Below are 9,350 nucleotides of genomic sequence, written 5' to 3' on the forward strand. Positions count from 1 at the left end.
TTCGGTTTGAAAATAGCTTAGGCCAGACGCGCGGAAATCAGTGCAAGGGCTTTGGCAATCGCCTGCTCGACAGACATTTCCGACGTGTCCAGCGTTACCGCATCCGGTGCGGGTTTCAACGGCGCATCGGCGCGGTTCATATCGCGGTCATCACGGTCGCGCACTTGGGCCAGAACATCGGCAAGGCTTTCGGGGGCGGCATCGCCCCCCAGTTCCAGCCAGCGGCGGCGCGCGCGGATTTCCGGGCTGGCGGTGACGTAAATCTTCACCTCGGCATCGGGGCAGATCACCGTGCCGATATCGCGCCCGTCCAGCACGGCACCGCCATCGCGGCGGGCAAAATCACGCTGAAACGCGGTCAGCGCGGCGCGCACCTCTGGCAAGGCGGCAACGCGGCTGGCGGCTTGGCCGGCCTCAAGGCTGCGCAGGTCGTCGCGCGCCAGATCGTGGGGCGACAGGCTGCGCGCAGCCGCGACCGGATCACCACCTTTTGCGCCAACCGCCCGATACAAAAGCCCGGTATCCAGATGCGCAAAGCCGAAATGCTGCGCCACCGCGCGGCTGATCGTGCCTTTTCCGGCAGCGGCAGGCCCATCAATGGCAACGGTGAATTTCATAGCGGGCCTTTCACAGCTTGTATTCGCGCGGCCCCGCTTTACCCTGAAGCGATACCCTTGTCATCGGAGTAACCCGTGCGCCTTGTTCTGATCAACCCACCGCATCGCTCTATCGGCAGCCGTGTGCCGGGGGAGTTGCTGCCCCCGCTTGGGCTGCTGGCCATCGGCGGCCCCTTGATCGACGCAGGCCATGCGGTGCGGCTGATCAATGCCGATATGGCGCCGACGCCCCTGCCCGAGATCGTGGCGGCGCTTGGCCACGGCAGTGGCGCGCCGGATGCGGTGCTGATCGGGCATTCCGGGTCTACCTCGGCGCATCCGGTCGTGTTGAACCTGACCGCGCAGATCCGCGCGGCCTATCCTTCGGTAACGATCATCTATGGCGGGGTTTTTCCCAGCTATCACTGGCAGGATGTGCTGCGCGAGGCCCCGCAGATCGACTATATCGTGCGCGGCGAAGGCGAGGTGACAGCCCCGGCCCTGATCGCGGCACTTGAAGCAGGCGATGTGGCGCAGGTGGCAGGGATTGCCTTCCGCCGCGACGGTGTGGCCGTTGCGACGCGGCCTGCCACCATGCTTGCCGATCTGGACTCCGTGCGGATCGGGTGGGAGCTGATCGACCATGCCGATTACAGCTATTGGGGTGGCAAGCGCGCCGTCATCATGCAGTTTTCGCGCGGCTGCCCGCATCTGTGCACCTATTGCGGCCAGCGCGGATTCTGGAGCAAGTGGCGCCACCGCGACCCGGTAAAATTCGCCGCCGAAATCGCGCGGCTGGTGCGCGAGGACGGGGTGGAGCTGATCAACCTTGCCGATGAAAACCCCACCTCCTCCCGGCGCGCGTGGAAAGCGTTTCTGGAGGCGATGGTGGCCGAAGGGGTGCAGGTTCAGATTATCGGGTCCACCCGCGCCGATGACATCGTGCGCGATGCCGATCTGTTGCCGCTGTATAAAAAAGCCGGTTGCTTGCGGTTCCTGCTGGGGTTGGAAGGCACGGATGAGGCCACGCTGACCACGGTGAAAAAGGGCGGCACGCGGGCAAAGGATGCCCAGGCCATCCAGTTATTGCGCGCGCATGGCATGATCGGGCTGTGCACCTTTGCCGTCGGGTTTGAGGAGGAAACCGACCGCGATTACTGGCGCCTCTTGCGGCATTTGCTGCGCTATGATCCCGATCAGGTGATGTCGGTCTATGCCACCCCGCACCGTTGGACGCCGTTTCATGGCCAATCCGCGCATCGCCGCGTGGTGCAAACCGATTTGCGGCTGTGGGACTATAAACATCAAGTGCTGGAAACCCCGCGCGTGCCGGCGTGGCGGGTGTTTCTTTGGGTCAAGCTGATCGAGGCGGTGTTGCAACTGCGCCCCCGCGCGCTCTGGCGGATATGGCGACAGCCTGACGCGGAACTGCGCCACGCCCAGCGCTGGTATACGGCGATGGGGCGCGGGGTGTGGTTGCGCGAATGGCGGGATTTTGTGCTGTTCCGCGCCCGCGCCGGTATCACCGTGGCAGAGTTCTGGGGGGCGGAGCAACTGCCCGAAAACGCGCTGGACCGTGTTTCGCGCCCGCCACGCAAAGAGGCCCGTAAAGAGGATTGTGGCAAGGCTGGGGGGCTTCACGCCCCCCAGACCCCCCGTGGGATATTTGTGCCGAAAAGAAAGCCGGAGGAGGTATAGCCGCCGCTAGCCGTCCAAGGCGGCCTTGATCGCGGCCCAAAGCGGTTCCACTGGTTCAACGCCCACTGACAGGCGGATGAAGCCGGGGGCCACCGGATCGCCCCAGCGCGCGCGGCGTTCGCCGGCGCTATGGGTGCCGCCGAAGCTGGTGGTCTGGGTGATATAGGGACAGGCGGAGAGGAACGCCTCGGCCTGTTCGGCGCTGGCGAGTTCGAACCCGATCAGAAAGCCGAAACCTGCCATTTGTCGTTTGGCAATTGCATGCGAGGGATCGCCCGGCAGGCCCGGATAGCGCAGGTTTTGAACCGTCGGATGGTCGGCCAGCCGTTCCGCGATGATCTGGGCGCTGGCGCACATGCGTTCCAGCCGCACCTCCAGCGTTTCAATGCCGCGATGCAGGAGCCATGCCTCGAACGCGCCGGGGGTGGCGCCTGACAATTTACGCCAGTTGCGCACCCGCGCGGCAAGGTCGACATCGCGGGTCGCGACATGGCCGAACAGGATATCGGAATGCCCCCCCGGTGCTTTGGTATCGGCGGCCACCACCATATCCGCGCCCAAATCCAAGGGGCGCTGCAACAGCGGTGTCATGGTGGTGTTATCGACAATCAGCAGACCGCCCGCCGTGCGCACCCGCTGCGCGATCAGTGAAATATCGCAGCAATCAAGGCCCGGGTTCGACGGGGTTTCAATAAAGACCACAGCCCCGCCCGACACATCGGCCACTTCAATTCCGGCGGTGGGCACTTCGATCACCTCGACGCCGTATGCGGCCAGAAATTCCGCCGAAAGGACACGGGTGACGTAATAGCCATCGGCCGGGATGATCAGCTTTTTGCGATCTGTCAGCGTGGCGAAAAGGGCTGCCGAAATCGCCGCCATGCCAGAGGGGAAGGCCACACAGGGCGCATCCTCCAGAATACCCAACTGCGCCTCAACCGCGTCCCATGTGGGCATCGACATGCGGCCATAGACATGGCTCGCCCCTTCCACCTCGGGCAGGTGGTATGTGGTGGCCGAAACGATGGGCGGGGCGACGGGTGCGCCTTTTTCCAACGCGCCTGCGCGGTGATGCAGCAGTTTGGCGAAACGCTCTTTGCCCTGCGCGTCCATGGCTTACCCCCGCACCAACATGGCACCAAGGCCCGTCATCAAGCCTTCGAACAGCGGGAAGGAGGTGGCAATCGGGCTGGCATCATCTACCGTGATCGGCTTTTGGCTCGCCATGCCCGCGACAAGAAAGGACATGGCGATGCGGTGGTCGATATGGGTGGCGCAAGTTGCGCCACCGGGCATATTGCCGGGGCCCATACCATGCACGATCAGCGTGTCTTCATCCTCTTCCACGGTCACGCCGCAGGCCTCCAGCCCGCGCGCCATGGCGTCGATCCGGTCGGATTCCTTGACCCGCAATTCCTTGACCCCGCGCATCACGGTCTTGCCCGTGGCATTGGCCGCTACCACCGACAGGATCGGGTATTCGTCAATCATCGACGGCGCGCGCTCGGGCGGCACCTCGATGCCTTTGAGCGTGGAATAGCGCACCCGCAGATCGGCCACTGGCTCTCCGCCTTCCTCGCGCGGGTTTTCAAAGGTGATATCTGCGCCCATCTCGACCAAAGTGGTGTAAATGCCGTTGCGCGTCAGGTTCTGGCTGACGCCGGGCACGAAAATATCCGACCCTTCGACGATCAGCGCCGCACAAACCGGAAAGGCGGCCGAGGATGGATCGCGCGGCACGGCAACCACCTGCGGGCGCAGCTCTGGCTGGCCGGTCAGGGTGATCACATTGCCCTCTGCCGTTTTCTCCACCTGCACTTGCGCGCCAAACCCTGCCAGCATGCGCTCGGTATGGTCGCGCGTGGCTTCGGGTTCGACCACCACGGTTTGCCCCGGCACATTCAACCCTGCCAAAAGCACCGCCGATTTCACCTGCGCCGAGGCGACGGGCAGCGTATAGCGCACCGGAACGGGGTGCGCCGCGCCCACCACCGTCATCGGCAAGCGTCCGCCTTTGCGGCCATAGGCCTGCGCCCCGAACAGCGCGAGCGGGTCCGTCACCCGCCCCATCGGGCGCTTGCGCAAGGATGCATCGCCGGTGAAGGTCGCGCTCATGGCGGTGGTGGCCATGCAGCCCATGATCAGGCGCACACCAGTGCCGGAATTGCCGCAATCAATCACCGCCTCAGGCTCTCGGAAGCCGCCGACGCCGACGCCATGCACCGACCAGTTGCCGCGGCCATGCTGCACCACATCGGCCCCAAAGGCGCGCATGGCGCTGGCTGTATCCAGCACATCCTGCCCTTCCAAAAGCCCGGTGATCTTGGTTTCCCCCACCGCCATCGCCCCGAAAATCAGCGCCCGGTGGCTGATGGATTTATCGCCCGGCACATCGGCCCGGCCACGCAAAGGGCCGGATTTCGTGGCGGTCATCACTTGGGCTTCACCATGGCCTGACATCGTCTTCTCCTGCAAAGGGTCGCGGGTTTGATAGCGCAAGCTTTCGGGGGCGTCCATGGGGCCTTGCATCCGCAAGGCGGCGGGCTATCGTCTGGCTATGGCACGAACCCCCTATTACCACGGCCCGATCAGCGACCATTTTGATGGGCAACGGTTTTTCAACCCCAAGGGGGCCGCCCCGCGCGGGTTTTCGGACCTGCTGAAATGGCAGCTCAACGGGCAACGCGCCCGCTGGCCGCAATCGGTGCCCGTGACAGCCGGCAAACCCGCCGCCCGCGTCGCGGACATGACGATCACCATGGTCGGCCACGCCACCTTGCTGATCCAGACTGCCGGAATGAACCTGCTGACCGATCCGGTCTGGTCACAGCGCGCCAGCCCGCTGGCCTTCCTTGGCCCCAAGCGGGTCGCACCCCCCGGCATCGCCTTCGACGATCTGCCAAAGATCGACGCGGTGCTGCTCAGCCATAACCATTACGACCACCTCGACCTTGCCACGCTGGCCCGCCTGCACCAAAGCCACGCACCCCATATCATCACCCCCTTGGGCAATGACCGCGTGATCCATGCCGCGCTGCCACAGGCCAAGGTAACCACCCGCGACTGGGGGCAAAGCCTGGCGCTTGGCCCGCTGACCGTGCATTTCGAACCCTGCCACCACTGGTCTGCCCGTGGCGCGCGCGATCGGTCAATGGCGCTTTGGGCGGCCTTCGTGGTCGCGGGGCCGCGCGGCAAGATCCTGCATATCGGCGACACCGGCTTTGACAGTGGCCGCCCCTACCGCGACCTGCCCGCCAAACATGGCCGCATCCGCGCAGCCATCCTGCCCATCGGCGCCTATGAACCCCGCTGGTTCATGCGCGACCAACACCAAAACCCCGAGGAGGCCGCGCGCGGCTTCCTTCTGTCGGGTGCAGATTATGCCATCGGCCACCATTGGGGCACCTTCCAGTTGACGGATGAGGCGCGCGACGCACCGCTGGCGGCACTCGCAACCGCGCTCAAATCCCACCAGATTCCCGAAACCCGCTTCCGCGCCCTGCCTCCGGGCGAAGCATGGGCCATCCCGGACTGACCGCTGATTTCATCTTGGCAAAAATACCTGCCACCATCGGCCACAAACGCTGTCAGGGAAGGATATGCACCTCCGTGCCAATCGGCACATGATTCCAGATCTCGCGCATCTCGGCATCGGTCAGCGCCATGCACCCCGCTGTCCAATCACCGGGGATCACGGCCCCATCGGGCAAGGCATTGGGCTGACCGTGGAAAAAGATATCGCCGCCGGGGTCATAGCCTGCTTTGGCCGCACGGGCGATATCTTCGGGGCGGGGGTAATTGATGCCCAGCGACAGATGATAGGCGCTGCCCGCATTGCGACGATCAATCTTGAACAGCCCTTCGGGCGTGCGCCCATCGCCTTGCCGCTCTTTGTCGCCCAAAGGCGCAAAGCCAAGGGCAATCCGATACTCCCGCACCAGCGCGCCGTCTTGAAACAACATCATCCGCCGCGCGGCTTTCTGCACCACGATCCGCTCTACCGCGCCCACAAGCGGCGGCAAGTCTGGCACGGGTGGCGGCGGGCGCATCACGATCAGCACAGCCACAGCCGCGATGACCACGGCCAACACCAGAGCTGAAAACAGGCCCGCCAACCGCCTCATTGCAAATCGGAAAACGCCGCTTTCAGCCGTGCCACAGCCTCGACCACCCGCGCGCGCGGGGTGGCGATATTGAAGCGCAACCAATGCTCGCCACCTTTGCCAAAGGTCGGCCCATGGTTCGCCGCAATCTTCGCACCTTTCTGCACCCGTTCGGTAAATTCTGCCCGGTCCATCCCGGTGCCGGAAAAATCAACCCATGCCAGATAGGTCGCTTCCAGCGGCATCGACCGCAAACCGGGAACAGCGTTCACCCCTTCGTCAAAAATGCGCTTGTTTTCGGCCAGATAGGCCATCAGCGCTTCCAGCCATTCGGCCCCCTCGGGGCTATAGGCCGCCGTTGCCATGAACAGCCCGAAAGAGTTGGGCGAGATGCCAAGCCCCCCCATCACCGCCGCAAATTTCGCGCGCAAGCCTGCGTCGGGGATGATGACATTGCCGATATGGCTGCCTGCGATGTTGAAGGTCTTGGTCGTCGCCGTCATCATCACCAGACGATCCGCAATCTCAGGCGCAGCCAAGGGCATCACGGTATGTTTCTGGCCGGGATACACAAGGTCATGGTGGATTTCGTCCGATACCACGACCAGATCATGGCGCTTGGCAAACTCTGCCACACCGCGCAATTCCTCCACGCTCCACACCTGCCCGCCGGGGTTATGCGGCGAACACAGGATCAGCATCCGCTCTGCCCCGGTCATCTGGGCGTCCCAAGCGTCAAAATCCATGACGTGCCGACCATCCACCACCGGCAACTGGCACTCTACCACCTTGCGCCCCGCCGCCGCGATAACCCGCGCGAAAGCATGGTAAACCGGCGTCATCAACACCACGCCATCACCCGGCGCGGTAAAGGCCTGCACACACAGGCCCGTGCCATTCACCAAGCCATGCGTGGTAAAGATTGCACCCGCATCGACATCCCAACCATGCCGGGTTTTCATCCACCACTGGATCGCGGCCAGATAGGCACTGTCATCGCCGAAATAACCATAGACCCCATGCGCGGCCATCCCCTCCAATGCCTTTTGCACACAGGCTGGCGGGCGGAAATCCATATCGGCCACCCACATCGAAATGCCATCCTCGGGCGACACACCATATAGCTTTTCCATCGCATCCCATTTCACCGAATGCGTGCCGACGCGGTTGATCTCTTCGTCAAAATTCACCGAGAAAGTCATGGGCCATCCTTGCGCTGTTTTACCCTACCCTAACCAAGCAACCCGCGCCCTTCCAGACCGGGAATGTGCCCCATACAATCGCACTACAATCACTCCGGCCTGAATTTGCACCCAAAACGCGCCCGCGATCAGAAATCCGGCACCGTCGCCCTTGCTCAGGATTGCACCATTCCCCTGCATCGCTTACATCAACGCCCATGATACGCCCGATCCTGATCCATCCCGACCCTCGCCTCAAAAAGACCTGCTCTCCCGTAGAACAGGTCTCGACCGAGATTGGCCAACTGGCCGAAGACATGCTGGCCACCATGTATGATGCCCCCGGCATCGGGCTGGCCGCACCGCAGGTCGGCGTGATGAGCCGCCTTCTGGTGATGGATTGCGTGAAAGACCCGGCAAAGGCCCCGCGCCCGCTGGTGCTTATCAACCCCAGCATCACATGGTCCTCCGAAGATGTCTCGATCTATGACGAAGGCTGCCTGTCTATCCCCGACCAATATGCCGAAGTGACCCGCCCCGCCAAAGTGCGGGTGGAATGGATGGGGCTGGATGGCAAAACCACCGAAGAAGAATTCGAAGGCCTCTGGGCCACCTGCGTGCAGCATGAAATCGACCATCTGAACGGCAAGCTGTTCATTGATTACCTTGGCCCGCTGAAACGCCAGATGATCACCCGCAAGATGGAAAAGCTGAAACGCGAACTGGCGCGGCGCGGCTGATGGCGCGGCACCCGATCCTGCTGTTGCCCGATGCCCGTTTGCGGCAGCGCTGCGAACCTGTCACCCGCTTTGACGCGGATCTTGAACAACTGGCCGATGACATGCTGGAAACCATGTATGCCGCACCGGGCCGGGGGCTGGCTGGCCCGCAAATCGGGGTCATGCAACGTATCTTTGTCATGGATGTCGGCTGGAAAGAGGGGCGGCCCAGCCCGCTTGTCTGCATCAACCCCGTCATCCGCGACAGCATCGGCACCGCCGTCAACGCGGAAGGCTGCCTCTCCATCCCCGACCGCCCGGTGCGCATTGAACGCGCCGCCACCATCCGGCTGGCATGGCAAGACCTTGCGGGCCGCGATTGCGAAGGCTTCTTCGAAGGCTTTGCCAGTGTCTGCGCCCAGCATGAACGCGACCATCTCGATGGTATCCTGTGCATTGATTACCCCAACCTCCCCGAGCCGGAAAGCATCGTATGACCGCCCGCCGCTGCATCCCTTGGCCCGACAAGCGCCTGCAAACCCCCGCCGCCCCGGTCGAGGCGATCACCGATGACATCCGCGCCATCTGGGCCGATATGGTCGACACGATGGAGGCGATGCCCGGCTATGGCCTTGCCGCCCCGCAAATCGGCGTGATGCTGCGGCTGGCCGTGGTTGATTGCTCTGCCGAACGGGGCAAAGCGGTGCTGATGGCCAACCCGCAAGTGCTCCACGCTTCGGCCCAGCCGCGCGACCATGATGAGGCCAGCCCCAACCTTCCCGGCGTTCACGCTAAGATCACTCGCCCCCGCGCGGTGACGGTGCGCTTTCTGAACGACAAGGGAGAGATGGAGGACCGCGATTTTGTGAACCTCTGGGCGACCTCGGTGCAGCATCAGATCGACCACCTGAACGGCAAGATGTATTTTGACCGGCTCAGCAAAATGAAACGCGACATGCTGCTGCGCAAGGCACGCAAGGCAAGCTAGCGGTGGGTTGCCACCCACCCTACACCAAACCCGTAGGGTGGGTGTAAACCCACCACCCCCCCCCC

10 protein-coding genes are annotated in these 9,350 nt (G+C 63.4%); 5 read left to right on the top strand and 5 right to left on the bottom strand.

Annotated features, from left to right (window positions below):
* Positions 1-17: 17 nt before the first annotated feature.
* Positions 18-617 carry a d(CMP) kinase gene (locus EGN72_RS04295; RefSeq protein WP_127045413.1) on the bottom strand — a complete coding sequence of 200 codons (600 nt, stop codon included), beginning with the start codon at positions 615-617 and terminating at the stop codon, positions 18-20.
* Between the two features lie 75 nt (positions 618-692).
* Between EGN72_RS04295 and bchE the strand changes: the two genes are divergently transcribed.
* On the top strand, positions 693-2,294 hold the full coding sequence (gene bchE, locus EGN72_RS04300; protein WP_127045414.1) for a magnesium-protoporphyrin IX monomethyl ester anaerobic oxidative cyclase: 1,602 nt from the start codon (positions 693-695) through the stop codon (positions 2,292-2,294).
* A gap of 6 nt (positions 2,295-2,300) precedes the next feature.
* Here the strand turns inward: bchE and EGN72_RS04305 are convergent, their stop codons facing one another.
* Together EGN72_RS04305 and aroA are read right to left on the bottom strand one after the other, a co-directional pair.
* Positions 2,301-3,407, bottom strand: a complete 1,107-nt coding sequence (locus EGN72_RS04305) for a cystathionine gamma-lyase (RefSeq protein ID WP_127045415.1) — start codon at positions 3,405-3,407, stop codon at positions 2,301-2,303.
* A 3-nt stretch (positions 3,408-3,410) separates the two neighbouring features.
* The gene (gene aroA / locus EGN72_RS04310; RefSeq protein WP_127045416.1) at positions 3,411-4,754 is read right to left on the bottom strand and encodes a 3-phosphoshikimate 1-carboxyvinyltransferase; all 1,344 of its coding nucleotides are present in this window, start codon (positions 4,752-4,754) and stop codon (positions 3,411-3,413) included.
* Between the two features lie 97 nt (positions 4,755-4,851).
* Here aroA and EGN72_RS04315 point away from each other — a divergent pair, with 97 nt between their 5' ends.
* The gene (locus EGN72_RS04315) at positions 4,852-5,829 is read left to right on the top strand and encodes an MBL fold metallo-hydrolase (protein ID WP_127045427.1); all 978 of its coding nucleotides are present in this window, start codon (positions 4,852-4,854) and stop codon (positions 5,827-5,829) included.
* A 52-nt stretch (positions 5,830-5,881) separates the two neighbouring features.
* On the opposite strand, the gene EGN72_RS04320 is transcribed toward EGN72_RS04315, so the two are convergent.
* Both EGN72_RS04320 and EGN72_RS04325 read right to left on the bottom strand, forming a co-directional pair.
* A complete protein-coding gene (locus tag EGN72_RS04320) occupies positions 5,882-6,418 on the bottom strand; it encodes a murein L,D-transpeptidase family protein (protein WP_127045417.1) in 537 nt (178 codons plus the stop codon).
* Positions 6,415-7,587, bottom strand: a complete 1,173-nt coding sequence (locus tag EGN72_RS04325) for a MalY/PatB family protein (protein ID WP_127045428.1) — start codon at positions 7,585-7,587, stop codon at positions 6,415-6,417. The genes EGN72_RS04320 and EGN72_RS04325 overlap by 4 nt, the downstream gene beginning before the upstream one ends.
* A gap of 209 nt (positions 7,588-7,796) precedes the next feature.
* Here EGN72_RS04325 and def (EGN72_RS04330) point away from each other — a divergent pair, with 209 nt between their 5' ends.
* From def (EGN72_RS04330) to def (EGN72_RS04340), 3 genes are read left to right on the top strand one after another with little or no spacing between them, the layout of a single operon-like run.
* The gene (def, locus tag EGN72_RS04330; RefSeq protein ID WP_127045418.1) at positions 7,797-8,318 is read left to right on the top strand and encodes a peptide deformylase; all 522 of its coding nucleotides are present in this window, start codon (positions 7,797-7,799) and stop codon (positions 8,316-8,318) included.
* Positions 8,318-8,794, top strand: a complete 477-nt coding sequence (gene def, locus EGN72_RS04335; protein WP_127045419.1) for a peptide deformylase — start codon at positions 8,318-8,320, stop codon at positions 8,792-8,794. Before def (EGN72_RS04330) ends, def (EGN72_RS04335) begins: the two co-directional genes overlap by 1 nt.
* Positions 8,791-9,285, top strand: a complete 495-nt coding sequence (gene def, locus EGN72_RS04340; protein WP_127045420.1) for a peptide deformylase — start codon at positions 8,791-8,793, stop codon at positions 9,283-9,285. Before def (EGN72_RS04335) ends, def (EGN72_RS04340) begins: the two co-directional genes overlap by 4 nt.
* Positions 9,286-9,350 lie beyond the last annotated feature (65 nt).

Origin of the sequence: Pseudorhodobacter sp. E13, from assembly GCF_003991405.1 — a bacterium.
Classification (GTDB): Bacteria; Pseudomonadota; Alphaproteobacteria; order Rhodobacterales; family Rhodobacteraceae; genus Pseudorhodobacter.